The following is a 25878-nucleotide window of genomic DNA, read 5'->3' on the forward strand; positions in this document are numbered from 1 at the left end:
GAGGCTTCGATGGCCGGAGCGACCATCACGATCGGCGGCACCGTCATTGCCCCCGGGGAACGACGGGGACTTTCGCTGCCTGTCGGCATGCTGCACACGCATGTGCCGGTGGACATGCCGGTGTGGGTCATCAACGGACGACGGCCCGGTCCCCGGCTGTTCATCAGCGCGGCGATCCACGGCGACGAACTCAACGGGATCGAGATCATCCGCCGGATCCGCGCCCGTCCGCTGGCCGGGCTGCGCGGCACCCTCCTGCTGGTGCCGGTGGTGAACGTCTTCGGCCTCCTCCATCATGCGCGCTACCTGCCGGACCGGCGCGACCTGAACCGCAGCTTCCCCGGCTCGGAACGCGGCTCGCTCGCGGCGCGGCTCGCCCACCAGTTCATGACCGAGATCGTCGCCCGCTGCACCCACGGGATCGACCTGCATACGGGCGCGATTCACCGCAGCAACCTGCCACAGGTGCGCGCCCAGCTCGATGATCCGGAGACGCGGCGCCTCGCGCTGGCCTTCGGCGCGCCGGTGGTTCTCGACTCGCGGCTGCGCGACGGATCGCTGCGCGAGGCCGCCGCGGAAAGAGGTATTCCGACGCTGATCTACGAGGCGGGAGAAGCGTTACGCTTCGACGAGATGTCCATCCGCATCGGCGTAGCAGGGATCATCGAGGTGATGCGCAAGCTGGAGATGCTGCGTGCGAAACGCAAGCCGACGCGTCCCGTCAAGCCGGTGGTTGCCGACAGCAGCTACTGGGTGCGCGCGCCCGAAGGCGGGATCCTGCGCACGACGGTAAGACTGGGGCAAAGAGTATCGGCCGGGGAGACGCTCGGGCAGGTGTCGGACCCTTTCGGCGCCCACGACATCCCGGTGTCCGCCGTGCACGCAGGCATCGTGATCGGGTGCAACAGCCTGCCGCTGGTGAACGAAGGCGACGCCCTGATTCACGTGGCCCGCATGGAACGGCCCGGCGAGGCCTACGCCACCGTCGAGGCGATTTCCGAACCGTTCCGCGACCCGCCGGCCAATGGCGGCGTCATCACTTCGTAGCGCAGCGTTCATCCGCGTGTAGCGCAGCGCGACCACACTGCCCAGCCATCGAAGTCACCGGTGATGGCGCATGGCGGCAGCAGACTGGTTGGCCAGGCTCGAACTTGCGGAAGTCCGGTTCTGCCTGCGGGCCAATCGCTCCTGCGAATGGCCGCCGAATCTCATGCTGTTCTCGGCCGCCAGCCGCCTCGGTGACGGCATCTTCTGGTACGGCCTCATGGCGATCCTGCCGTTGCTCTACGGTACCGCCGGACTGGACACCAGCGTACGCATGGCCGTGGCCGGGCTGCTCGGCACGGCGGTCTACCGGCTGCTCAAGGATCGCCTCGCGCGGGAACGCCCCTACAATCTCCACCCGCGCATCCGCGCCGGGGCGCGCGCGCTGGATCGCTACAGCTTCCCTTCAGGCCACACGCTGCACGCGGTTTCGTTCACGCTCATCGTCGTGACGGCCCTGCCCGCCATGGCCTGGCTGCTCGTGCCGCTCGCAGTGCTGATCGCGATGTCGCGGGTGATCCTCGGCTTGCATTACCCGAGCGACGTCATTGCCGGCGCCCTGCTCGGCGCGCTGCTGGCACGACTGGTCCTGGCCGTCCTCGGCTGAATCCGGGTCAGCCTGCGTCTGCGCTGACGACCACCGCGCCACCCTGGCGCCGCGGATCCGCCGCCGCCACCAGGCTGCCGTCCGCATCGAGCAACACCGCGCCGGCCCCGCCGAAGAACATCGACAATTCGTCGAACCGCCTGCAGGGCATCGCCACCTCGTCGAGCGGCAGCCCCGGCTCGACGGCGGCCTGCCAGGTCTCGTCCACGCGTTCCACGTGCAGGCGCGGCGCGGCGAGTGCGTCCTCGAGCGAAACGCCGAGCCGCATGAAATTCAGGATCACCTGCAACAGGGCCGTGGTGATCCGCTCCGCCCCGGGACTGCCGAGCGACAGCATGGCTCCGCCGGGGCCGCGCGCCACGCAGGGCGACATGTTGGAAGCCATGCGCCGGCCGGGGGGCAAGGCGTGAAAACCCTGCGGGTTCAGTTCCATTTCCCCGAGACAATTGTTCAGCCAGATGCCCGTGCCCGGCACGAGCAGCCCGCAACCGTAGCCGGAGGACGCCGTGACGGCACACGCCAGCCCGCTGTCGTCGAGCGTCGAGACGTGGACCGTGGACGACGAACGACGCGCGCCCGGCATGCCGCCGGACGACGCCCAGGCCAGGAGTTCCTCCATGTAGCGATCGTCCCCGGCGGCGGGAGCGAAGTCGCGCAGTCGCTCGAACACGTCGCGCTGCGCCGCGGCCAGCGCAGCCACGGCAGCCGGCGTCCAATTGCGCTCGGGCAGGCCCGCCATGCGCGCCAACATCGCCGCCAGCGCCGCGCCGCCGATCGCAGGCGGCGGCGGCACGGCGATCGACCAGTCATCCACGTCGCAGCTGATCGGCGCGCACTCCACCGCACGGTAGGCACAGCGGTCCGCATGACCCATCAGCCCGCCGCCGGCATCGATGAACGCCGCGATCGCCGCGCCGATGCGCCCCGAATAAAAAACCTCCGGACCCTCGAGCGCCAGCGATTCGAGCGTGTCGGCAAGCCCGGGAACCCGGATCGTCGCGCCGGCCGGCAGAAGCTCTCCCCGGGCATCGTGAATGACGGCGGCGCTTTCGGCCTGGCGGCCGAAGATGGCTTCATGGCTGTACTCGAGCCAGGTGCGGGAGGCCCGCGACAAGGGGAAACCCTCCGCCACGCTGCGGGCCGCCGGCTCGATCAGCTGCGCCCACTCGAGCCGGCCCCAACCCGCAGACGCCCGGCCGAGCGCCGCTACGGCACCGCCGACGCCCACTGTGCCGTGCCCTACCAGGGTGTGCATGCCCCCGCCGTAGTCCAGCGTCACCGGAACACCCGCCGCGCCGAAACGTGCCGGGGGGCGATCCAGCCCGGGCATCGCAATCCCGCCGTCGATCACCACGGGGGGCTCGCCGGCGCGCCGCAAGGTGATATATGCCGCGGCATCCAGGCCGACGATCCCTACCTCGGTGCACAGCGCTGCGAGCGCCGCGGCCACCGCCGCGTCGACGGCGTTTCCACCGGTCCCGGCCACCGCCGTGCCCGCACGCACGGCGATGTCCGAGGGCCCGGCAATTCCGATCCCAGTCGCCGTCATTACCTGTCTCCCCGCCCCCGCCTGGCCGCCACCCTATCCCAACAGGCGCAGCAATGCCCAGATGCCGAAGGCGCAGGCCGCGACAGCAATGCTCACGAGCGCCGCCACCAGCAGCGCGAGCGCCGCCAGCAGGCGGACCTGGCGCGCCTCGACGGCGGCCGGTTGGCCGGCCCAGTCGGCGAGGAGCCGCGCATTGCGCTGATGCGCCTTGAACATGATGTCGAACACCGTGCCGAGGAGCGGCACGGCGCCCACGATGGCATCGATCGCCACGTTGCCCAGCATGCGTGCCACCACGGGGCCGGGCGCACCGGCGCGCACTGCTGTCCAGACGATGAATCCGCCGACGAGCGCGGCGATCGCGTCGCCCAGGCCGGGCAGCAGGCCGATGATGGGGTCGATCCCGACGCGGAGCCGCGTGCCGGGTATGCGGAATGCGGTGTCGAGCCACCCGGCGAGCCGCGTGGCCCGCGCGACCCGGGCCCGCTGTGCAACGTCCATGGCGTTCCCCCGGCCTACGCCGACAGATCGCCGGAGAGGTAGTCGAGGCAGGCGGACAGCGTCACGAGCTTCGCCCGCTCCGCCACCGGAATATCGATGCCCGTCTCGCGCGCCAGGATCGCGAAGAAACGGTCGCTGTCCAGGTCGAACTGCTCGGCCAGCGGCCGCTCCGGCTCGATCGGACGATCGCCCAGCCCACCGGCAGCGCGTTCGAGCGCACGCAATACCGCCGTCTCCAGGTCCCGCTCGTTCATCAGCCTGTCTCCTGCTTCACCCAGCTTGCCATGCATCAGTCTAGCTCGATTGATCCATGTCAAGGCGCACGCCGCCACGGGAGCCCACCTTCAGGAGAGGAAGCCGATTGCATATTAGAGATCTCTAATTTATTATCCATGCCAATGACTCGAGAACCGCAGACGGAGAACCGGAGTTGAAACAGGCATTGCTCGAATTTGCGCTGCGCCGCCCCCGGACGGTCTATGTGCTGGCCCTGTTGCTCGTAATCGTGCTCGGCGCGCAGATTCCGCGGATCGTCATCGACACGGATCCCGAGAACATGCTGCCCGCAGAGCAGGCTGACCGCGTCTTCCATAACGAGGTCAAGCGGGAAATGGGGCTGCACGACGCCATCGTGGTGGGCCTGGTCGAGGCGGAGGAAGCCGACGGCATCTACACCCCCGCCAACCTGGGCGCCTTGCATCGCGCCACGGAGAAAATCCTCGAGCTGGATGGCGTGGTGCCCCAGGACCTGATGTCACTGGCGGTGGCGGACAACGTCGAGCAGGAAGCCCGCGGCGCGCTTCGTTTCGAGTGGCTGATGCCCGAGCCGCCCCGGACGCGCGAAGCCGCCCTGGCGATCCGCAACGCTGTCGAGCGGCTGCCGCTGCTGGAGGACACGCTGGCCTCCGGCGACGGGCGCGCGGCGGCCATCTACGTGCCGATCGTGAACAAGGACGAGAGTCATCGGCTGGCGGAGGAGATTCACGCCATCACGACGGCGGCCTCGGCGGAATTCGACGCGACCGGCGACTGGCACATCACCGGCCTGCCCGTCGCCGAGGATACTTTCGGTTACGAGATGTTCGTGCAGATGGGGATCTCCGCCCCGCTGGCGGGCGTGGCGATATTTTTACTGCTGTGGTTCTTTTTCCGCAGCCTGCCATTGATCGTTGCGCCGATGATCGTGGCCATGGTGACCGTGATCGCGACCATGGGGCTGCTGATCGGCATGGGCTTCACGGTCCACATCATGAGCTCGATGATCCCGATCTTCCTTATGCCGATCGCCGTGGTGGATTCGGTCCATATCATGTCGGAGTTCGCCGATCGCTACCGCCCCGGCCGCAGCCAGGAAGACACGATGCGAGAGGTGGTGGGACACCTGTTCCGTCCCATGCTGTTCACCTCGGTGACTTCCAGCGTGGGTTTCGCCTCCCTCGCGCTGACGCCCATCCCGCCGGTCCAGGTGTTCGGCGCCTATGTCGCTTTCGGCATCATGCTGGCCTTCCTGTTGACCATCGTGTTCGTGCCGGCCTGGGTCTCGCGGATGAAGCCGTCCAGCCTCGCTCGAATGCAGGCGCTGCTGCACCGGGACGACGGCGACTCGCCCCTGGCCGCCGCACTGCGCCCGGTCGGCCGTTTCGCCCTGGCGCGCCATCGCGCACTCTTGCTGGCGTTCACGGTGTTGTTCGCCGCCAGCGTGGTCGGCATCACCCGGATCGAGATCAACGACAACCCGATTCGCTGGTTCAAGGAGGATCACCGGATCCGCATCGCGGACCAGGTGCTCAATCGGCATTTCGCCGGCACTTACGACGCATGGCTGGTGCTCGACCGGACACGGGACATCGATCGCGCCGCGCTCGACGAACAGGTGGCCGATATCCTCGATGCGGCCCCTGCCGCTACGCGTGACACCTGGCGCGATATCGCACCGCCGCCCGACGAGGCCATCGGCGCGGAGCAGCTCGACCGGCTGATGTCGGCGCTGGAGGATCGGCTGTTCGACGCCGAAGGAGAGGAACTCGACGCGCTCGACGCGCTGCTTCGTGAAGTCGAGGCGGTGGCCCGCGAGACGCGCTATTTCCAGCGACCGGAAGTGCTGCGCTGGATCCAGACCCTGCAGGAAGATGTCGAGCAGAGCGGCGTGGTCGGCAAGAGCAATGCCCTGCCCGATCTCGTCAAGACCGTGCACCGCGAGCTGCTCAGCGGCGAGGCAGAGGATTTCCGCATCCCCGACAGCAGCGCCGGCGTGGCGCAGGTCCTCCTGCAGTTCCAGTCCTCTCATCGGCCCCAGGATCTCTGGCACATGGTCACTCCCGCCTATGACCGGGCGGTCGTCTGGCTGCAGCTGAGCAGCGGCGACAACCAGGACATGACCCGCGTCATGCGGCACGTCGACTCCTTTCTCGAGGACAACCCGCCGCCGGAGGGCATGGCGGTCCGCTGGGCCGGCAAGACCTACCTGAACGTGGTCTGGCAGGACGCGATGGTCAAGGGCATGGTGGGCAGCCTGGCCGGCGCCTTCGTCGCCGTGCTCGCGATGATGATCATCCTGTTCCGTTCCGTCGGTTACGGGCTCCTGGCGATGCTGCCGCTGACATTCACGATCACTTTCATCTACGGCCTCATCGGCTGGATCGGGAAGGATTACGACATGCCGATCGCAGTGCTCTCGGCGCTGACGCTCGGCCTGTCCATCGATTTCGCCATTCATTTCATCGAGCGCTCACGCGAAGCGCTGGCCCGCAGCGGCGAATTGCGCAGCGCAATGGCCGAGGTATTCGAGGAGCCCGCACGCGCCATCAGCCGCAATGCCATCGTCATCGCGATCGGTTTCACGCCCCTGCTGCTGGCCCCGCTGGTGCCGTACATCACGGTCGGGATATTCCTCGCCAGCATCATGGCCGCATCCGCGCTCGTCACCCTGGTGCTACTCCCCGCCGTCATGCAGCCGTTTCTCGGCCGCACGGCGCGGACCAGCGAAGCCACATAAAGGAGACTGCAGAAAATGAACACCGGAAAATGGATCGTCACGCTGTTCGCCGGGATCGCACTGCCCCTCGGCGCCTCGAGCGAAGCGTTGACCGAGGTCGACGAGATCGTCGAGCGCGCCAATCTCGCCGCCTACTACTCTGGTGAGGATGGGCGCAGCGAGGCGCGCATGATGATCGAGGACAGCCAGGGCCGCCGCCAGCTGCGCCAGTTCACCGTGTTGCGACGGAACGAGGAACCCGGCGGGGACCAGGACTACATGGTGTTCTTCTCCCGGCCCTCGGACGTCCGCGGGACCGTCTTCCTGGTCGCCAAGCACATGGACCGGGATGACGATCGCTGGCTGTACCTACCCGGGCTGGACCTCGTGCGCCGCATCAGCGCCAGCGACAAGCGCACCAGCTTCGTCGGCTCGCATTTCTATTACGAGGATGTCTCCGGGAGGAACCCCGCGCTCGACGAGCACCGGCTCGTCGAGACCACCGACGCGCACTACGTGCTCGAAAGCACCCCCAGGGATCCGGCGGCCGTCGAGTTCGTGCGCTACGTCACGCGCGTGGACCGCGAGACCTTCCTGCCCATGAAGACCGAGTACTACGATGGGCAGGACCGTGTTTATCGCGTCATGGAAGTCGCCCAGGTGGAAGACGTGCAGGGCTACCCGACGGCCACCCGTTCGCTCATCAGCATGCCGCTCGAGGGCGGCAGCACGCTGATGGAGTTCCGCTCCATCGAGTACGACGTCGGGCTGCCGGAGGACATTTTCTCCGAGCGATACCTGCGCCAGCCCCCGACCCGGTGGCTGCAGCGGGACGGCGGGTAGCAGCGATGCGCTTTGCCCCGGCCGTGTTGTTCTGCAGCGGACTTTTGCTGTTCGTCGGCGGCGACGACCCAGCGCTCGCAAAGGACCCTGGCGCCGGTACCGCGGACGATCCCTTCACCGGCTTCGAGGAGGCGGACTGGGATGATCCGTGGGACGAGGAACCGCAGGGACTCGACTGGAGCGGCTTCATCGAGAGCGCGGCGGGCGCGCGCTGGAATGACGTGTCCAACCTCGACCGGCTCACGCTCGGCGAGTTTCGCGTACGCGCGGAGACACGCCATGTCGCGGAACACTACCGTATCGACTTCAAGGGCGAACTGCTCTGGGACCAGGTCGTGACGGACCTGGATGCCCAGGTTCGCGAACTGGCCGTGTCGTTCACCCCGGCCCGCTTCATGGACGTCAAGATCGGCCGCCAGGTGCTCACCTGGGGCACCGGCGACCTGTTGTTCCTCAACGATCTCTTTCCGAAGGATTTCGTCTCCTTCTTCGCCGGCCGCGACGAGGATTATCTCAAGTCCGCGGCGGACACCGCGCGCGTGAGCTTCTACACGGACGTGGTGAACCTGGACCTGGCCTGGACGCCGGACTTCGCGCCGGACGACTATCTCTACGGCGAGCGTTTTGTGTTCTGGAATCCGGCCCTGGGCGCGGCGGCCGCACCGGCGACACCCCGACGCGCGACCGCCCCCGGCGATGACGAATTCGCATTGCGGCTGTTCCGCACGGTGGGCCCCACCGAGTACGCGATCTACGGCTATGACGGTCGCTGGAAGCAGCCCCTGGGCGCGGATGCAGACGGCCGGCCGATATTCCCACGCCTGCGCAGCTGGGGGGCGAGCGTCCGCACACCGTGGCTTGGCGGGCTGTTCAACGCCGAGACCGCGTTCTACGACTCGCTCGATGACCCGCGTGGCGATGATCCGCGCATCCCGAATTCCGAGCTCCGCCTGCTGCTGGGCTACGAACAGGAACTGGTACGCAACCTGACCGGCGGGATCCAGCTTTACGCCGAACGCATTTCCGACCACGACCGTCTCATCGAGAACGCGCCCGTGCCGGCGCGCGCGCGCGAGGAGTGGCGCTCGGTGGCGACGCTCCGGTTGACCCATCGCGCGTGGCGAGACGCATTGACGAGTTCGCTGTTCATCTTCGTTTCGCCGAGCGACGAGGACTTCTACCTGCGGCCGTCGATCAACTGGCGACGGGACGACCACTGGTCGTTGAGCGGTGGCGTAAACCTCTTCGGTGGCCGCGAGGAACACACCTTTTTCGGGCAGCTGGAAGACAACAGCAATGGCTGGTTCCGGCTGCGGTATAACTACTGACGACGAAAGGAGAATACGATGACTGTCGAACGTGCGGTTACGGCTTTCGCGGGTTTCATGGTGCTGCTCAGCCTGGCGCTATGGTGGTTCGTCCATCCCGGATTCATCTGGCTGACGGTGTTCGTCGGTTTCAACCTGTTGCAATCATCGTTCACCGGCTTCTGCCCGGCCGCCATGGTGTTTCGCAAGATGGGACTCAAGACCGAAGCCGAGGCGGCGCAGACGAGCGGCCGGCATCTGGGCGCGGCCACCTGAACGCATGGGGCAATTCCCGCCGCAAATGATCGACGGCCTGTGCCGTCCGGAGGCGTATCCGCACCCGGTGGATGCGGTGGAGCGCGTCGAGACACATATCTCGTGGGTCTTTTTGGCGGGCGAATACGCCTACAAGTTCAAGAAGCCGCTGGATCTCGGCTTTCTCGACTTCCGGGAGCGCGGGCGGCGCGTGCATTACTGCAGGGAAGAACTGCGTCTCAATGGCCGGCTCGCACCGGATCTCTATCTCGAAGTCGTGGGCGCCCGATGCACGCAGGAGGGTTGCCGCATCGGCCCGCTCGAGGACGATGCCGAACCCGCGGTGCGCATGCGCCGCTTCCCCGCAGAGGCGCAGCTCGACCGCCTGCTCGAAGCCGGCCGGCTCGACGGCGCCGCCCTCGAGGCGTTCGCCGGCGCGCTGGCCGAATTCCAGCGATCTTTGCCATCGGCCAGCCGGAAAGACGGCTACGGCGATGCGGCATCCGTCGCGCGTCCCGCCCTGGCCAACTTCGAGGCCATCCCCGCCGATGCTCTCGGCGCGCGGGAGAAAGCATCGCTGGCCGAGCTGGAAAAGTGGACGAGAGCACGGGCCGCCGCCCTGGCTCCGCGCTTCGACGCCCGCCTCGACGCCGGCCTGGTGCGTGAAGGACACGGCGACCTGCACCTGTCCAACCTGGTGATGCTGGACGGCCGGATCGCCGCCTTCGACGGCATCGAGTTCGATCCGGCGCTGCGCTGGATCGACCTGCAGAGCGAAGTCGCCTTCCTCTTGATGGATCTCGAGGCGCGCGGGAGGCGCGACCTGGGCTGGCGGTTCTACAATGCCTGGCTGGCGGCTTTCGGCGACCATGACGGCATCGCGCTGTTACCGTGGTATCTCGTCTATCGCCACCTGGTGCGCGCGAAGATCGCCGCCATCCGGCTGGGTCAATCCGGCGTATCGGCGCGCGAAGCCGAGCAGGCGCAGCAGCGGGTGGCGCGCCATGTCCGCTTCGCCGCGGCCCATGCGGAGCCCGCCACGCCGCGCCTCGTACTGATGCACGGGGCTTCGGGCTCCGGGAAAAGCTATCTCGCGCGCCGCCTTGCGCCGCACCTGCCCGCCGTGTGGGTGCGATCCGACGTGGAACGCAAGCGTCTCCATGGCCTCGAGCCGACCGCGGAAGCGTCGGCGGATCTCGGCGCCGGCCTCTATGCGGCCGCGGCCTCCGCGCGCACCTACACGCGGCTGGCCGAGATCGCCCGCACAGCGCTGTCCGCCGGTTGCAGCGTGGTGGTCGATGCCGCTTTTCTCGAGAGCGAGCGACGCGAGTTCTTCCTGGAGCTGGGCCTGGAACAGGGTGCCCGTCCCGTGGTGCTGGCCTGCCAGGCACCGCCGGAGGTTTTGCGCCGGCGCGTGGCGACGCGGCATGGCGACCCTTCCGATGCGGGCCTCGAGGTTCTCGAGGCACAGCTCGCACGCCCGATCGCCATCGGTCCGCTCGAATCACGCTGTCGCATGAACGTGGACACCTCGGGCGACGTCGACCCGGTAGCGCTCGCGAAACGCCTGGAATGAATCCGCGCGTTCAGTCGACGCGCGTGACGATCCGGTAGTCGATGGCTCGCCAGGACAGCGCGGTCAGGCCGAAATAGCCTTTCATCAGCAGGGCGAAATTCCACGCGATCATGTTGTCGATCGGCAGCTCGGGAAAGAAGTTGGACGCGGGGATATTGGCGAGTCCCAGCGAAAGCATGAGCACGCCGAAAACGATCTTCGCCTGGATCACGCCCGGGCCGACGCGCGTCCTGGCGGCGGCGGGCAGGCGCTGCAGACGCGACGTCAACAGCAATTGCGCGAGCGCGGTAAAGGCGAAATACACCGTCACGCCGTACCGCCGCAGGAGGTCGTAAACGCGCCCGTCGGTGCCGAGAAACACGATATAGAGGATCATGAACAGCGCGCCGACCAGGCCCAGCGTGGTCATGACTTCGCGCGCGCGTCCGGTGTCTCCGAGGCCGGCCAGCCAGTCGCGCGCCAGCAGCCAGTAGGCCGCCATGATCGTCGCCGTCGGCAGCATGATGGCGCGAAAAATATGGATGGAAGGATCGCGCCGCGCCGCGCCGCTGATCGATGTGCAGCCTTCGAAGAAGGGGAAACAGGTCGGCACCTGGCCGCGCGACGACGACACGAGGTACACGATCACGACAGCGAGCGTGGGCAAGAGCCACGCGGCCAGGGCGATAGGGGCGGCGCGCATCAATGCAAAGGTCCTGTGACTGGTCTCGGGATGCATCCAGGGCTTCCGGGAGCCCGCTCAGGGCTGCAATTATAGAGCCACAGTCCCTTCCTGCAGGACTTCTCGCTGCCACCCGAGTAGCCCCGAGGCGTATTGACCGGTCGGCCAGTTAGTTCTAGAATCCGGGCCATGAACTCGCCGACCGGTACCCGGGACCCGGACCTCACCCGGGAGCGCATCCTCGACGCGGCCCATGGGCTGTTCGTCGAGAAAGGCTTCGCCGCGGTCAGCATGCGCGAGATCGCGGCGCGCTCCGGCGTCACCAAGAGCCTCATTCATCATCATTTCGGCAGCAAGGAAACGCTCTGGGAAACCGTCAAGGAGCAGGCGTTCGCAGCCTATGCCGCCGGACAGGAAGCCGAACTGCAATCGGCGGCGCCCGACGCCGACCTGTTGAAGAACGCCGTGACGCGCTATTTCGAGTTCCTGAAAGCCAACCCCGAGGTCGTGCGGCTGTTCGCCTGGACCCACCTCGACGAGGACCAGAGCTGCGGCCGGCTCGATGCCGAACTGGTGCGGCTCGGCGCCGAGCGGATCCGGCAGGCCCAGGAGCACGGCCTGCTCCGCCCGGACGTCAACCCGGCGCACGTCGTGACCACCTTCGTCAACGCGTGCACGCAATGGTTCGAGGCACGCGCCCACCATTCGCAATGGCCCGGCGTCGGCAGCGACGAAGACTACCTCGACGATTTCCTCAAGATCTTCATGGAGGGGCTGCTCCCCCGCTCCTGACAGGCCGCGACATGAACACCCTCGACGAATTATTCGCCCGCCGCTGGCGCCGCGCCGCGATCATCGCCTGTGCCACTGTGCTGCTGGCAGCCTGCAGCGTGGAATCCGCGCCACCCGACATGGCGGCGGCGACCACTCACCAGAGCCCGGTGCGCGTCACCGAAGTGCGTCTCTCGGGCGATACACGGGAGCTGCGCCTGCCAGGCACCGTGCGGGCGGCGCAGCGGGCCGAGCCGGCGTTTCTTCATCCCGGCCACCTCGCGGAGCGCTTCGTGACCCGCGGCGCCCGCGTCGAGGCCGGGCAACGGCTAGCCAGCCTGCAGAACCCCGCACTCGGCCCGGCGCTGGCGGCGGCCGAGGCCGGGGTACGCGAGCTGGACGAGCGTCTCGTGCAGCTGGGGGCCGACTATGAACGCGCCAAGTCGCTGCAGGCGCAGGGACTCGCCTCCGAGGAACTGCTCGACCGCACCCGCGCACAGCGCAATGCCACGCGGGAGGCGCGCGCGCAGGCGGTCGCGGCACTTGCCGAGGCTCGCGAGCAACTGGCCGAGGCCGTGCTGCGGGCACCCTTTGCCGCCACGGTGAGCGACCTGCTGGTGGAACCGGGGGATTTCGTCCATGCCGGCCAGCCCATACTGGTCCTGGCGGGTGACGCGGGACGCGAAGTCGAGATCCAGCTGCCGGAAGGCATGGCGGAAGACCTGCGCCCGGGCGACGGGGTACGCATCCGGGCCCTCGCATCGGGCCAGTGGTCGGAAGGACGGCTGCAGGAGATCGGCCGCGCACGCGCGGGGCGGCCGGCGCCGGCCGTCGTCGCACTGGAAGAAAACACCGCATGGGAGCCGGGCCTGTCGGTGTATGTCATGCTGCAACAGCCTGTCGAACCCGCCTTGCTCGTGCCGCTCGGCGCCATCATGGACCCCGGTGCGGGCGAGACGCGTGTGTTCCGCGTCATTGACGGGCGCGCCGTCCTGACTCCGGTGACCGCCGGCCGGCTGGTGGGCGGCCTGGCCGAGGTCAGCGGGGATCTCGCTCCGGGCGATCGCGTCGTCATCGCCGGGCAACAGCAACTGCTCGACGGCGAAGCCGTCCGGATTCTGCCCTGAACGCGATCCTGGCCAGCCTCGAACGACGGCGACTGGTCTTCGCCGCAGTCGCGCTGTTGTCCTTGCTCGGCCTCGTCGCCTGGCTGCACATGGACCGGCAGGAAGATCCTTTCTTTCCCTACCGTTACGGCCAGGTCCTGGTCAGCTGGCCGGGCGCCGACGCGGAGCAGATCGAGCGCCTCGTGCTCAATCCCCTGCAGGAGGAAATCGCCCAGGTCGACGAGGTCAACGAACTGCGCGGCGTCGCCCGGCTGGGCTTCGTGCAGGTGATCGTCGGCATGCAACAACAGGTCTACGACACCGATGCCGTCTGGGAGCAGATTCGCGTCGCCGTGGACCGGGCACAACGCAAGTTTCCCGACGGCGCGGGCCCCGCCGAGGTCCTCGATCGACAGATGGACACCGAGGGCATCGTCCTCGCCGTGACCGGATCGGATGACTTGCTCGAACTGCTCGAAGCGGCCCGCAAGTTGCGACGTGAACTGTTCCGGGTCCCCGACATCGCCCGCATCGAGGTCCTTGCCGATCCCGGCGAACAGCTCGTGCTCGGCATCGATCCGGCGGTATCCGCCGCATGGGGACTCGACGCCGCATCGCTCGGCGCCCAGCTCGCCGCGCGTAACGTGACCTTGCCGGGGGGCGCCCTCAGCCGGGATGGCCGCTCTTTCGTCATGCGTCCGCAGTCGCAGTTCCGCAACCTGGAGGAACTGGCCGACACGCCCGTGCAGCTGCCCTCGGGCGCCCTTCTGCCGCTGCGCGAGGTCGCCACCATCCGCCTCGAGCCGGCGGATCCGCCCACCGAGCGCATGTGGCTCAATGGCCGGCCGGCGGTCGGCCTGGGAATCGTCATCCCGGAGAACCGGCTCAACGCCGTGCGCTTTGGCGAGCGGGTGCGGGCGCTGATCGACGAAGTGCGCCCGGCCTACGCGCCTCTCGAGATCCGGGAGATGTTCTACCAGCCGCGCTGGGTCGAAGAGCGGCTCTCTGAACTGGCGCGCTCGCTGCTGCTCGGCGTCGCAGTGGTGGTACTGGTGTTGCTCGCTTTCATGGGTCCCCGGCTCGGCTTCACCGTGGCGGCGCTGCTGCCGATGGTCACCCTGTCGTCCATCGCGATCTACGCCATCGGTGGCGGTGTGCTGCACCAGATGGCCGTCGCGGGACTCGTGATCGCGCTCGGCATGCTCGTCGACAACGCGATCGTCATGGTGGAGAACCTCCAGTGGCACCTGGACCAGGGACGCAGCCGCAAGGAGGCAGCGGTGCTCTCGGTGCGGGAGCTCGCGGCGCCGCTGGCGGCGGCAACCGGCACCACGCTCGCCGCATTCACGCCGCTGTTGCTGGCGCAGGGCAACACCGCGGATTTCACGCGCGGCATTCCCATCGTGGTGATGCTCGCCCTGGTCGTCAGTTACGTCTATGCGGTGTTCGCTACGCCGGTCCTCGCCGCATCCACCCTCCGGCCGCGACCCGTCGGGGGACGCGAGCGCCTGCGCGAGTTCGGCGAAGGCGCGGGCCGCCTCGCGATTGCACGACCGTGGTCGGTGGTGATGGTCGCCACGGTGCTGGTGGTATTGAGCAGCCTGCTGGCCGGCTTCCTGCCGCGCGACTTCTTTCCCAGCACCGACCGCAACCAGCTGGTCGTGGACCTGCGTTTCTCCGAGGGCACCGAGCTCGAATACACCGCGTTACGCGCCAACGCCCTCGCCACGGACCTCGCGGCGCGGCCCAGCGTGACCGACGTTCATGTCTTCGCCGGCTCCAGTGGCCCGCGCTTCTACTACAACCTCGTGAAGATCCCGCGCTCGCCCCATTTGGCCCGCATCGTCGCCGTCTCCGAAAGCCGGCACGACCTGCCCGAATTGATGCATTGGGTGCGCGAGCGCGCCGGTGAAACCCTGCCCGATGCGCACGTCATGGCCAGCCGGCTCGGCCAGGGCCCGCCGGTCGATGCGCCGATCGAGATCCAGGTATTCGCCGAGCGACCGGACGAACTGGTCGCCACGGTCGAGGAAGTGATGCGCCTGCTGCGGGCCACGCCGGGCGCGATCGACGTGCACAATGATCTCGGCGCAGGGCTCGCGACAGTGGCCATGGAAATCGACGATGCGGCGGCCGCGCGACTCGGCCTCGCCCGCGCCGACGTGGCAGCCGCGCTCGCAGGCGCCACGCTCGGCAGCCAGTTCTCGACCTGGCGGGCGCAGCGTGAGCCGCTGCCGATGCTGATTCGTTCGCACCAGGGGCGCGGGTTCCCTTTCGAAGCGCTGGAGGGACTGCCCCTGGCCTTGCCGGACGGCGGCACCGTGCCGCTCGGCCAGGTCGTGCAGATGCGCCTCGAATGGCAGCCCGCGGTGATCCGCCAGTGGGATATGCAACGCATGGCCTCGGTGTTGTCGGAGACGGAAGAAGGCACCACCTACGGCGAGGTCATCGCCGCACTCGATCCGCAGCTGGAGAAGATGGCTCTGCCTCCGGGCGTCAGCCTGGTCTACGGCGGGGCGGCGGCCGAAGCCGGGGACGCCAATTCCGCGCTGTTTCAGACCCTGCCGATCGGCCTGTTGCTGTTGCTCGTCTTCCTGCTCTACCAGTTCAATTCCTTCCGCCTGCTGGGCATCGTGCTGGTCACCGTGCCGCTGGCGGTCGTCGGCGTCGTCCCGGGGTTGCTGCTGGCGCGCCAGCCGTTCAGCTTCACTGCGATCCTCGGCGTCGTCGCGCTGGTCGGGATCGTGGTCAACAATGCGATCGTGCTGATCGACCTCATGCGCCGGCTGGAGCGTGACGGGATGGAGACCGCCAGGGCGGTCGTCATCGCGGTCGGACGTCGTACGCGACCCATCCTGATGACGACCGCGACAACCGTGGCCGGCCTGCTGCCCCTGACGTTCACGCGTTCCACCCTCTGGCCGCCACTGGCCTGGGCGATCATTTCGGGGCTCGTGGCGTCCACGGTCCTGACGCTGGTGGTCATCCCGGCGCTCTACAGGCTCCTGATGCAGCCGCGCGAGGCGTCCGCAGCCACGCCCTAGTGTTCCGGCAGGCGATAGCCTTTTTCGCGGAACAGCCGCAGGCAGGCCGCGGCCACGCGCGGGTCGTAACGCGTCCCCAGCCCCGACTCGATCTCGACCAGCGCATTCTCGATCGTCCTGCGCGGCCGATAGGGCCGCGGGCTGGACATGGCCTCGACGACATCCGCGACGCCGATGATGCGTGCCTCTATGAGGATTTCCTCCCCGCGCAAACCGTCCGGGTAGCCGCTGCCGTCCCAGCGCTCATGATGCTGCAGCACGATATCGGCCAGCGGCCACGAGAAGCGGCTCTTGCGCAGGATCTCGTATCCTTGGCGGCTGTGCGTCTTCGCCACTTCCATTTCCATGGGCGTCAGGCGGGCCGGCTTGGCGAGGACTTCGGCGGGAACGGCGAGCTTGCCGACGTCATGCACCTGGGCCGCCATCGCGACGCGATCGCGCTGGACGTCATCGAGGTCGAGTTCCGCGGCGATGGCGCAAGCCAGGTCGCGCACGCGCCGTTCATGGCCCGCGGTGTAAGGATCGCGCATCTCGACGATGGTGCTGACCACGTCGATGGTGGCGAGCATGTTCGCCTCGAGGAACTCGAGATGGCGGGCTTCGCGTTGCTCGTGGGCCTTGCGCCGCAACAGTCCCCAGGCGCTTTCCGCCAGCAGCCGGACCCGATTCACGTCTTCGTCGGTGTATGCGCTGCGCTTGTTGCCGACGCCGACGACCATCACGGGCTGGCCATGCTCCAGCACGGGCACCGCCAGGTGCCGGATGAGCGGCGAATGGCCCTCGGGCAGACCGCGCAGGAAATCGGCCGCTTCCAGCTCGTTGTGTATGACCGGCTTGCCCTGCCGCACGCAGTCCGCCCAGATCCCGGCGCGATCCAGCGAGTAATGCGACTCGGACTCGATCGTGCACTGGGACAGGGTGCGTGCTGACCAGGATGCGAGCCGGATATCCACGCCCTTCTCGACGACGTGCAGATAAGACGTCTTGCTTTCGGTCACCTGCTCGGCCAGTTCCACCGTGCGCTGGCCGATGCCGTCCTCGTCGAGCGACGCCGCTTCCTCGTGCAACGCGAGCAGGGCGCTGATCAGGACGTAGCGGTCGGGCGCGGGGTCATTCTGGTCGAACATCAGGAATCCACCTTCACAGGCTCGAGCAAGGCTTCCACGACCGCCCGGAGCGTACCGGGGTCCACCGGCTTGGCGAGATACGCATTGCAGCCGACCGCCATCGCAAGCCGGCGTTCTTCCGGGAGCGCGCGAGCCGTCACGACCACGATGGGGATTTCACCACAGTCCGGCAAGCCGCGCAGGTGACGCAGCAGTTCGACCCCGTCCATGTCCGGCAGTCCCAGGTCGAGAACCACAAGGCACGGCCGTGCTTCGCGCATCGCGTCCAGGGCCATGCGGCCGTTGTGCGCCTCGCAGATCTCTGCGTCGAAATGGCTCAACAACCAGCGCATAAGGTAACGGTCGTCCGCCCTGTCTTCGACCAGGAGAATGACGGGACGCATGTCAGGAAGCCCTCGCAGCATCGAGTCTCACCGTGAAGATACTGCCGCGGCCCGGTTCGCTGTCAACCGAGATGCTGCCGCCCATGGCCTCCACGAGCCGCCGGGAGATCGCCAGGCCGAGGCCCGTACCCTCCCGTCCCGAGTCGGTGCGCTTGAGTTGTGAGAAGGGCACGAAAAGCCGTGCCTGCTCCTGGGCACTGATTCCGAACCCCGTGTCTTCCACCGCGATCTCGACGTGTTCGCCCACGCCCCGGCACTTGACCCGGACCCCTCCGGTATCCGTGTACTTCACGGCGTTGCTCAACAGGTTGAGCAACACCTGTTCCAGCCGACGCGGTTCGGCGAGCGCCACACAGGGTTCGATATCGGTCTCCATATAAAGTCCCCGCCCGGCGGCCTGGGGCCGCAGCGTATCAACGGCACGCAACACCAGGTCCCTGAGCGGTGCCGGCTCGCGAGGCAACATAGCATCCACGGCCTGCAGGCGGGAAATATCGAGGATGTCCTCGATGAGCGTAAGCAGGCGCTCGCCCGCATGACGCACGATGGCCAGTTGCTTGCCCTGCTCCTCGTTGACCGTTCCCGGGGCTCCTGACAACAGGAGGCTGCTGAACCCGATGATGGAATTGAGCGGGGTGCGCAATTCATGCGACATGTTGGCGAGAAACGCCGTCTTGATGCGGTCCGATTCCTCCGCACGGTCGCGCGCCGCGGATAGTTCCGCGGTGCGCTCGGCCACGCGCAACTCGAGTTCGTCACGCGCCCGGCGGACCGCCTCGGCGGCATCATGGCGTGAAGTGATGTCCTCCGCCACGCTCAGGATCGTCGGGGTCGAACCGGGAATCAGCGCCGTCGACAGGCTGATATAGACCGGCGACCCGTCGCGGCGGCGCCGCAGCAGTTCGACGCCCGCGAAGCGCTCGCCGGCCAGCACTTTTTCACGCACGGCAGCGAATTCCGCCTGCGCCTCGGCATCCTCGGGAACGATCGGCAGCAATCGGCCCCTGACTTCCTCCCGTCGCCAGCCGAATACGCGCTCGGCCGCGGGATTCCACAGTTCGCCGACACGGCCGTCGGGGTCGATATCGTAGACCGGGATGGGCGCCGCTTCGACGAGCGTCGACATGCGCTGCGCGACCTCGCGCGCGTGGCGCTCCGCCATTTGGCGTTTCGCGCGCTCCCGGAATCGCGCCAGCGCGACGGACAGGTCGCGCGCCATGTCGAGCAACAGGTCGAGCGTGTCGCCGGCGAAGAAGTCGGCCTCCCGGGCGAACACCATGAAGCGCCCCTCGGGCATCATGGGATCCCCGAGGGGCAGGCTGGCGAAGGCGCGCACGTCGTGGCGGAGACAGGCCAGCCGCGTGTTGGCGCTGATCGGCCCGGTCTCAACGTCGTTGATGACGACGGTGCCATCGGGCGAGGCGTCGCCGCTCAACACGGGAAAGATGCCGCTGCGGGCCTGCAGTTCGAGCAACTCGCCCGCAAGCTCCTGCGCTTTGGGGCCGGCCGCCGCGACCACCGTCGGCTCGCCGGCGCCGCTGTCGAAACGTGTCACGGCCGCCCGCGAGAACAGACCCCCGGAAACGACGATGGTACAGGCTGCCGCCAGCACCTCGTCGATCGCTTCTGCACGCGCGATAGCCCGGTTGGTTTCCGACAGGGTCCGGTACAACAGGCTGCGGCGCTGCACTTCGAGTTCGAGTTGCTTGCGCGGGCCGATATCCCCCACGACACCGATCAGGTACTCGACCTGGCCGCTTTCGGCCCGCACGGCGGAGACGGTCAGGTGCGCCCACAACGCCTCGCCGTTCTTGCGCCGATAGCGTTTCTCGATCGTGTAGTCGCCCCGCTCCCCGGCCAGCAACGCCTTGCCCAATTGCAGCTCGCGCGGCAGGTCCTCGGGGAAAGACAGCGACCAGACCTCCATTTCCTGCATTTCCTGGGGCGAATAGCCCAGCAGATCGGCAAAATGCTGGTTCACCATGATGAAGCGACCGTCGACGGAGACGTGCGCGATGCCCACGGCGCTGTGATCGAAGGTGTTGCGAAATCTCGCTTCGCTCGCCCGCAACTGCTGTTCCGCCATGCGCCGTTCGGAAATGTCCCGCACGATACTCTGGATGAACTTTTCGCCGTCCACCTCTAAAGTCCGCGCGCTGATCTCCACGGGAAACTCGCCACGCTCCGTGCTGTGCTGCCAGGTCTCGAAGCGGGAATCGCCGGACTCGAGCGCCTGGACCAGGCCGCGTTCGCCGGCGGCCCGGACCGCCGGCGGACACAGTTCGGGCAACGTACAGCCGATCAAAGAGTCGCGCGGCCGCCCGTAGGCGCTGACCGCGCGGTCGTTGCAGTTGACGATTCGCCCCGTCGCGTCGCTGAGCAGAACGATGTCGTTCGCGAATCGACTCAGGTAGGAGAAATGCTGGTCCAGCGCGTCGCGCTCACGCACGACGTTCGCGAGCAGGGCGCGACTGTGGGCCCGCTGCTCCCTGAACAACATGAGGATCAGCCAGCCGGCGATGGCGATGGCCCCGAGCACGGCGACCTGCGTGGCGGTGATCAACGCCGCGACCCCGGCCACGGCCTGGGTACGGTCCATCACGGCTGCGACGATCCATTCCGTGCCGGGGACGCGGGCCAGCGCCAGCATGGCGTGCTGCCCGTCGACGTACTCGCCGAGGTAGCCGCCGCGTACGCCGCGCCGGTGCTGGGGCGCGCCGTCGAGCGCGGGCGAGGCAGGAAAGACTACGGTGTCTTCGTCGAACCACGGGGTGCCGAAGCCGGGCAACAACTCGAGACGGCCGCCATCACCGAGCCGGGCCAGGGCGGCCGCCCCCGCCGCCTCGGGCGCCGGCCAGCGCGCCATGATCTCGTGGAGACTGTTGACGGTGTTGGTGGCATCCTGCAACAGCATGAGCAGGAAAAACTGTTGTGCGCCAGGGACGCCCGCATCGGCAGTGGCCGCGGTGAACGCCATGTGCAGCCCGGCGCCGTCCCCTTCGGTGTGGAAGAAGCCGCGGCTCTCGTCGCGCAGTCGCTTCACAGCCGCAGCGACAAGCGACTCGTCGATCCGGGCGCCCGCTGCCACGACAGGCACCCCGGCGGTATCCGCGAGAACCAGCCCGTGCTGGCGAAAGCCGAGTTCCAGCCCGTCGGTCCCGATCCGCTCGGTGAGCGCGCCCAACTCGACCTGCAGCTCGGCCAGGGCGGCCGGATCGCCGTCGCGCGCGGCCGGTGCGAGTGACGTCCAAGCACTATTCCGGGCGATGATCTCCACCATGCCCTGCTTGCGATCCAACCAGATCTCGACCTGTCCGGCCTTGAGGTTGGCGACCTGCCGGAGGGTCGCTTCGTGCCGCGCCTCGAGATTCCCGGTCGCCTCGCGCTGCACGAAATAGCCGACCGCGAGGATCGTCGCCGCCAGCGCAATGAATACGGCCAGCAGGAGCCAGCCATGGGTACGTGGTGCCGCGCCCTCCTCGGGAGCCCGCGGCGCCACCCTCAACAAGGCATACAGCAGGGAACTCGTGACCAGGATGAAGCCCAGGCCCTTGACGATGTTCATCCCGAGCATTTCTTCGGGCGTCGCCACGATGACCGGCAACAACCGGTCCGAGAACACGATCCAGACCCCGCCGAGCACCGCGTAGGATACGGCGATCGCCAGGGCGATGCGCTTCGGCACGGTGATGTTTCGTGGTCCCCGCGCGGGAGATCCGCCGCTGTTCACGGTTCTTGCTCGCCTTCCTTTCCGACAGATGAGTCGCCCGGCCCCTGAACGGCGCGGCCCCGGGTCATCCCGCCATTGTGCCGCCAAACGACCGCCTTGTGTGCAATCTATTGCCACGAGCGAGCTGCCTGGAATTTGGCGCGTGACGGACGGGACGGAGAATGGTGGCTACGGGTGGGCTCGAACCACCGACCTCAGCATTATGAGTGCCGCGCTCTGACCAACTGAGCTACGTAGCCGACGACTAGCGCCAAGGCGGCGCATGCAAGGGAGGGCCGGGAATTTTCCTCGCGCCCCGGGGGCCTGTCAAGGCGAATCCCGACTTGTGCACGCAATTATGCCATGTAAGATGCATCAATAGAGTTCCGCCGCTACCGGCGTGGGGATGCTCAAATATGCGACTGACGTATTTCACCGATTACGCTTTCCGGGTGCTCATCTATCTCGCCGTGCAACCTGGCCGGCGCTGCACCATCCGCGAGATCTCCGAAGCTTACGGCATCTCCCGGGCTCACCTCATGAAGGTGGTCAACCTGCTGACACGCGAGGGGCTCGTCATCGCGCAACGGGGCCCGCACGGCGGGCTCATGCTGGCGTTGCCACCGGAGGAACTGCGTCTCGGCGACGTGGTGCGCAAGACGGAGGACGATCTCGGCCTGGTGGAATGCTTCCGCCCCGAGAACCAGTGTCGGCTGACTCCGTCCTGTGCGTTGATCCCGGTTCTCGCACGGGCGCTGGACGCCTTCCTCGCAGAACTCGACAAGCACACACTCGCGGAGCTGGTGCGTGAACCCGTGTCGGTCATGAAACTGCTCGACCTGCGCAGCTAAGGGAGGAGCCATCGCGCGACCCAGCCGCCACCCGGCTCAGACGTTGAAGCGGAAGTGCATCACATCGCCGTCCTTGACGATGTATTCCTTGCCTTCCAGGCGCAGCTTGCCCGCTTCCTTCGCCCGCGCCTCGCCGCCGAGGCCGACGAAGTCGTCGTAGGCCGTGACCTCGGCGCGAATGAAGCCGCGCTGGAAGTCGGTGTGGATCTCGCCGGCCGCCTCGGGGGCGGTGGCGCCGACCGGAACGGTCCAGGCGCGCACCTCTTTAGGCCCGACGGTGAAAAAAGTCTGCAGCCCGAGCAAGTGATAACCGGCGCGGATCACGCGGTCGAGCCCCGGCTCGGCGAGCCCGAGCTCGACCAGGAACTCCTCCTTGTCAGCCTCGTCGAGCTGGGAAATTTCCGCCTCGATCGCGGCGCACACGGGAACCACCTGGGCGCCTTCCGCGGCCGCGATCGTTCGCACGGTATCGAGATGCGGGTTGTCGGCGAAGCCGTCCTCGGCCACGTTGGCGACGTACAGGGTCGGCTTGGCTGTGAGCAGGTGCAGGTCGCGGATGACGGCCTGCTGGGCGGCATCCAGTCCCATGGAACGCACCGGGTGGCCCGCATCGAGGTGATCGGCCACCCGCGCGAGCAGGTCGCGCCGTGCGAGGTCTTCCTTGCGCCCCGTCTTCGCAGCCTTCACGGCCCGCTCGAGGTTGCGGGTCACCGTATCGAAATCGGCGAGCGCCAGCTCGAGGTGTATGACCTCGATATCGCTGGCCGGATCGATGCGTCCCTCGACGTGCACGACGTCGGAGTCCTCGAAGCACCGCACCACGTGGCCGATGGCGTCCGTTTCCCGGATATTGGCAAGGAACTGGTTGCCGAGGCCCTCCCCCTTCGACGCACCCCGCACCAGGCCCGCGATATCGACGAACTCGATCGTCGTGGGGAGGACTTTCTGCGGCCTGGCGATTTCCGCCAGCGCCTGCAGCCGGGGATCGGGCACGGGCACCACGCCCACGTTCGGGTCGATCGTGCAGAAGGGATAGTTCTCCGCAGCGATCTTCGCGCGGGTGAGCGCGTTGAACAAGGTTGACTTGCCGACATTCGGCAGGCCGACGATCCCGATCCGGATTCCCATGTGTTACTCCGCGAGCCCTGGCTCGTCGTCTTTCGGTTTCTGCCGCGGGGAGGTCCCGCGACTGTGCAGCTTGTGCATCGCCGGCTGTTCGCCTCTGCCAAGCATCAGCGGAATGACATCCGCGGCCGCGACGACCGCGCCTTCGATCAGTTCGGCGTCCTCGCGCGAGGGTCGCTTGAGCACGTAGTCGATCACCTCGGCCCGGTTCCCCGGGTGGCCGATGCCGAGGCGCAGTCGCCAGAAACCTGCCCCGAGATGCGAAATGAGGCTGCGCAATCCGTTGTGTCCGCCGTGACCGCCACCCAGCTTCAGGCGGGCGTCGCCGGGCGCGAGATCGAGTTCATCATGGGCGACCAGGATCTGCTCGGCCGGGATCTTCAGATACGCGGACGCGGCCTGCACCGGGGTACCGCTGCGGTTCATGTAGCTCTGCGGCTTCAGCAGCAGGATATCCGCACCATCGATGCGCGCCGTCGCGATTTCCGCGCCGTACTTGCGCTCGTTGCGGAACGAGCCGCCATGACGCGCGGCCAGCAGGTCGGCGAACCAGAAGCCCGCGTTGTGCCGGGTATCGGCGTACTCGGCGCCCGGATTGCCCAGCCCCACGATCATGCGAACGAGCGATCGCTCTGTCATTTTTCAGCGCCTTGCTTTGGGACGGCGAAACGCAACGGGGCCGCCCATGGCGGACAGCCCCGTCGCGCAACCGAACGTCCGGCTCAGTCTTCCTTCGGTTCGGTGTCGATGCTCTCCTGGCCGCCCGCTTCGCCTTCTTCCTCCGGCTCGACCTCACGCCGCGGCCGGCTGATCATGACCACCGGCTGCTCCAGCATCTCGTCGCCGCCCACGAACGCCACGCCCTCGGGGAGCTTGACTTCCGAAAGCGGCACGATGCCGTCGAGCTCGAGCGTCGACACGTCGACCTCGATGTACTCCGGCAGGTGCTTCGGCAGGCAGCTGATGTCCAGTTCCGTCATGATGCGGGAAATCACGCCGCCCGCCTTCGCGCCCGGCGCCACGTCTTCGCCGAGGAAGTGGAACGGGACCGACACCCTGATTTCCTCGTCCTCGATGATCCGCTGCAGATCCACGTGTAACACCACGTTGCGGTACGGATGGCGCTGCACGTCCTTGATGATGCACGGCTGCGACTTGTTACCCACGGTCAAGGTGAGGATGCTGGAGAAAAAAGCCTCGTTCTCGAGGCTGTGCACCAGCTTGTCATGGTCAAGCGCGATCACGCGCGGGTCGCGGTGGCCGCCATACAGGATGGCGGGCACCTTGCCGGTCCGACGAAGGCGGCGGCTCGCACCCTTGCCCTGGTCAGGCCGGTCTTCGGCAAGAAGCTCGAATTTCTGGCTCATTGTTCATCTCCGTTAATGTCATGTTCCGGCATGGCGGGCCCGCGACCAGGCTTGCGCACATGCCGACCCGGCGCCCGGCATCCGGGCGCCGTTTTCCTGTCGGCTCAGTCTACGTAGAGCGAGCTGACGGATTCCTCGTCGCTGATCCGGCGCATGGTCTCGGCCAGCATTTCCGCCACGCTGAGCTGGCGGATCTTCGGGCTGGCGCGCGCGGCGTCGGACAGCGGGATGGTGTCGGTCACCACCAGCTCGTCCAGCAGCGAATCGTTGATTCTTTGCACAGCCGGTCCCGAAAGGACCGGGTGGGTAATGTAAGCGTAAACCTTCTCGGCGCCCTGCTCCTTGAGCGCCGCGACGCCCTGGCACATCGTGCCGGCCGTATCGATCATGTCATCCACCAGCACGCAGGTGCGCCCGCGCACGTCGCCGATGATGTGCATGACCTGCGCCTCGTTGGCCCTTGGCCGCCGCTTGTCGATGATGGCCAGGTCGGCGTCGTCGAGCCGCTTCGCCAGGGCCCGGGCGCGCACGACGCCACCGACGTCCGGCGACACGACGACCATGTTCTGGTAGCGCTGTTTCCACGCGTCATGCAGCAACACCGGCGAGGCATAGACATTGTCCACGGGGATGTCGAAGAAGCCCTGGATCTGGTCGGCATGCAGGTCAATGGTCAGCACACGGTCCACGCCGGCGTGGGTGATCATGTTGGCCACCAGCTTGGCCGAGATTGCCACCCGCTGCGCGCGCGGCCGCCGGTCCTGCCTGGCATAGCCGTAGTAAGGGATGACCGCGGTGATCCGCGCGGCGGATGCACGCCGCAGCGCATCGACCATGATCAAAAGCTCGAGCAGGTTGTCGTTCACCGGCGGACAGGTCGACTGCACGATGAACACGTCGCGGCCGCGCACGTTCTCGAGCACCTCCGCCGTCACTTCGCCGTCACTGAACCGGCCCGCCTGGAGCTTGCCCAGCGGAAAACCGAGGTGGCGCGCAATGCTTTCGGCCAGCTCCCGGTTGGCGTTACCGGAGAACACCGCCATCTGCCCTGCTTCGTGAGTCACGCCCGCTCCCCCTG

General features: G+C 67.4%; 22 protein-coding genes and 1 tRNA gene. 11 read left to right on the forward strand and 12 right to left on the reverse strand.

The features are described 5' to 3' along the window. The first annotated feature begins 9 nt into the window (after positions 1-9). Both G6032_RS05105 and G6032_RS05110 read left to right on the forward strand, forming a co-directional pair. A complete protein-coding gene (locus G6032_RS05105; protein WP_165281054.1) occupies positions 10-1047 on the forward strand; it encodes a succinylglutamate desuccinylase/aspartoacylase family protein in 1038 nt (345 codons plus the stop codon). A 70-nt stretch (positions 1048-1117) separates the two neighbouring features. Then, positions 1118-1651: a phosphatase PAP2 family protein gene (locus G6032_RS05110; RefSeq protein WP_165281055.1), complete on the forward strand. Its 534-nt coding sequence runs from the start codon at positions 1118-1120 to the stop codon at positions 1649-1651. 7 nt (positions 1652-1658) lie between these two features. On the opposite strand, the gene G6032_RS05115 is transcribed toward G6032_RS05110, so the two are convergent. Genes G6032_RS05115 through G6032_RS05125 form a run of 3 tightly spaced genes read right to left on the reverse strand, consistent with a single transcriptional unit; the run spans position 1659 to position 3955 of the window. Beyond that, positions 1659-3200 (reverse strand): gamma-glutamyltransferase, encoded by a 1542-nt coding sequence (locus G6032_RS05115; protein WP_165281056.1) that lies wholly within the window; start codon positions 3198-3200, stop codon positions 1659-1661. Between the two features lie 33 nt (positions 3201-3233). After that, positions 3234-3701 carry a DUF4112 domain-containing protein gene (locus G6032_RS05120; protein WP_165281057.1) on the reverse strand — a complete coding sequence of 156 codons (468 nt, stop codon included), beginning with the start codon at positions 3699-3701 and terminating at the stop codon, positions 3234-3236. A 14-nt stretch (positions 3702-3715) separates the two neighbouring features. Next, a complete protein-coding gene (locus tag G6032_RS05125) occupies positions 3716-3955 on the reverse strand; it encodes a hypothetical protein (RefSeq protein WP_165281058.1) in 240 nt (79 codons plus the stop codon). Between the two features lie 176 nt (positions 3956-4131). Here G6032_RS05125 and G6032_RS05130 point away from each other — a divergent pair, with 176 nt between their 5' ends. From G6032_RS05130 to G6032_RS05150, 5 genes are read left to right on the forward strand one after another with little or no spacing between them, the layout of a single operon-like run. Further along, complete coding sequence (locus tag G6032_RS05130) at positions 4132-6696, forward strand: MMPL family transporter (RefSeq protein WP_165281059.1); 2565 nt, start codon at positions 4132-4134, stop codon at positions 6694-6696. A gap of 15 nt (positions 6697-6711) precedes the next feature. Further along, on the forward strand, positions 6712-7518 hold the full coding sequence (locus G6032_RS05135) for an outer membrane lipoprotein-sorting protein (RefSeq protein WP_165281060.1): 807 nt from the start codon (positions 6712-6714) through the stop codon (positions 7516-7518). Positions 7519-7523: 5 nt separating this feature from the next. Continuing rightward, entirely contained in the window at positions 7524-8846 is a 1323-nt protein-coding gene (locus G6032_RS05140) for a hypothetical protein (protein WP_165281061.1), read from the forward strand. 18 nt (positions 8847-8864) lie between these two features. Then, the gene (locus G6032_RS05145) at positions 8865-9101 is read left to right on the forward strand and encodes a DUF2892 domain-containing protein (protein WP_165281062.1); all 237 of its coding nucleotides are present in this window, start codon (positions 8865-8867) and stop codon (positions 9099-9101) included. A 25-nt stretch (positions 9102-9126) separates the two neighbouring features. Further along, entirely contained in the window at positions 9127-10656 is a 1530-nt protein-coding gene (locus tag G6032_RS05150; RefSeq protein WP_165281063.1) for a bifunctional aminoglycoside phosphotransferase/ATP-binding protein, read from the forward strand. 10 nt (positions 10657-10666) lie between these two features. Here G6032_RS05150 and G6032_RS05155 read toward each other — a convergent pair whose 3' ends face one another. Then, complete coding sequence (locus G6032_RS05155; RefSeq protein WP_165281064.1) at positions 10667-11338, reverse strand: hypothetical protein; 672 nt, start codon at positions 11336-11338, stop codon at positions 10667-10669. 168 nt (positions 11339-11506) lie between these two features. Here G6032_RS05155 and G6032_RS05160 point away from each other — a divergent pair, with 168 nt between their 5' ends. From G6032_RS05160 to G6032_RS05170, 3 genes are read left to right on the forward strand one after another with little or no spacing between them, the layout of a single operon-like run. Beyond that, complete coding sequence (locus G6032_RS05160; RefSeq protein WP_165281065.1) at positions 11507-12109, forward strand: TetR/AcrR family transcriptional regulator; 603 nt, start codon at positions 11507-11509, stop codon at positions 12107-12109. A gap of 11 nt (positions 12110-12120) precedes the next feature. Continuing rightward, positions 12121-13215 (forward strand): efflux RND transporter periplasmic adaptor subunit, encoded by a 1095-nt coding sequence (locus G6032_RS05165; RefSeq protein ID WP_165281066.1) that lies wholly within the window; start codon positions 12121-12123, stop codon positions 13213-13215. 8 nt (positions 13216-13223) lie between these two features. Beyond that, the gene (locus G6032_RS05170; protein WP_276610879.1) at positions 13224-16238 is read left to right on the forward strand and encodes an efflux RND transporter permease subunit; all 3015 of its coding nucleotides are present in this window, start codon (positions 13224-13226) and stop codon (positions 16236-16238) included. Here G6032_RS05170 and G6032_RS05175 read toward each other — a convergent pair. From G6032_RS05175 to G6032_RS05190, 4 genes are all read right to left on the reverse strand, one after another. Further along, a complete protein-coding gene (locus G6032_RS05175; RefSeq protein WP_165281067.1) occupies positions 16235-17365 on the reverse strand; it encodes an HD domain-containing phosphohydrolase in 1131 nt (376 codons plus the stop codon). The two genes, G6032_RS05170 and G6032_RS05175, sit on opposite strands and share 4 nt — an antisense overlap. Further along, positions 17365-17748, reverse strand: a complete 384-nt coding sequence (locus G6032_RS05180) for a response regulator (protein WP_165281068.1) — start codon at positions 17746-17748, stop codon at positions 17365-17367. The genes G6032_RS05175 and G6032_RS05180 overlap by 1 nt, the downstream gene beginning before the upstream one ends. 1 nt (position 17749) lies before the next feature. Next, positions 17750-21433: a PAS domain S-box protein gene (locus tag G6032_RS05185; RefSeq protein ID WP_165281069.1), complete on the reverse strand. Its 3684-nt coding sequence runs from the start codon at positions 21431-21433 to the stop codon at positions 17750-17752. A gap of 207 nt (positions 21434-21640) precedes the next feature. Then, positions 21641-21717, reverse strand: a tRNA-Met gene (locus tag G6032_RS05190). Between the two features lie 156 nt (positions 21718-21873). Between G6032_RS05190 and G6032_RS05195 the strand changes: the two genes are divergently transcribed. Next, positions 21874-22308: an Rrf2 family transcriptional regulator gene (locus G6032_RS05195; protein WP_165281070.1), complete on the forward strand. Its 435-nt coding sequence runs from the start codon at positions 21874-21876 to the stop codon at positions 22306-22308. Between the two features lie 36 nt (positions 22309-22344). On the opposite strand, the gene ychF is transcribed toward G6032_RS05195, so the two are convergent. The 4 genes from ychF to G6032_RS05215 form a co-directional block, all read right to left on the reverse strand. After that, positions 22345-23436 carry a redox-regulated ATPase YchF gene (gene ychF, locus G6032_RS05200; protein ID WP_165281071.1) on the reverse strand — a complete coding sequence of 364 codons (1092 nt, stop codon included), beginning with the start codon at positions 23434-23436 and terminating at the stop codon, positions 22345-22347. Between the two features lie 3 nt (positions 23437-23439). After that, on the reverse strand, positions 23440-24072 hold the full coding sequence (gene pth, locus G6032_RS05205; protein ID WP_165281072.1) for an aminoacyl-tRNA hydrolase: 633 nt from the start codon (positions 24070-24072) through the stop codon (positions 23440-23442). An 83-nt stretch (positions 24073-24155) separates the two neighbouring features. Then, a complete protein-coding gene (locus G6032_RS05210) occupies positions 24156-24800 on the reverse strand; it encodes a 50S ribosomal protein L25/general stress protein Ctc (RefSeq protein WP_165281073.1) in 645 nt (214 codons plus the stop codon). A gap of 104 nt (positions 24801-24904) precedes the next feature. Next, entirely contained in the window at positions 24905-25843 is a 939-nt protein-coding gene (locus G6032_RS05215; protein ID WP_165281238.1) for a ribose-phosphate diphosphokinase, read from the reverse strand. Between the last annotated feature and the right edge of the window lie 35 nt (positions 25844-25878).

It is taken from the genome of Wenzhouxiangella sp. XN24 (assembly GCF_011064545.1).
In the GTDB taxonomy this organism is placed as follows: domain Bacteria; phylum Pseudomonadota; class Gammaproteobacteria; order Steroidobacterales; family XN24; genus XN24.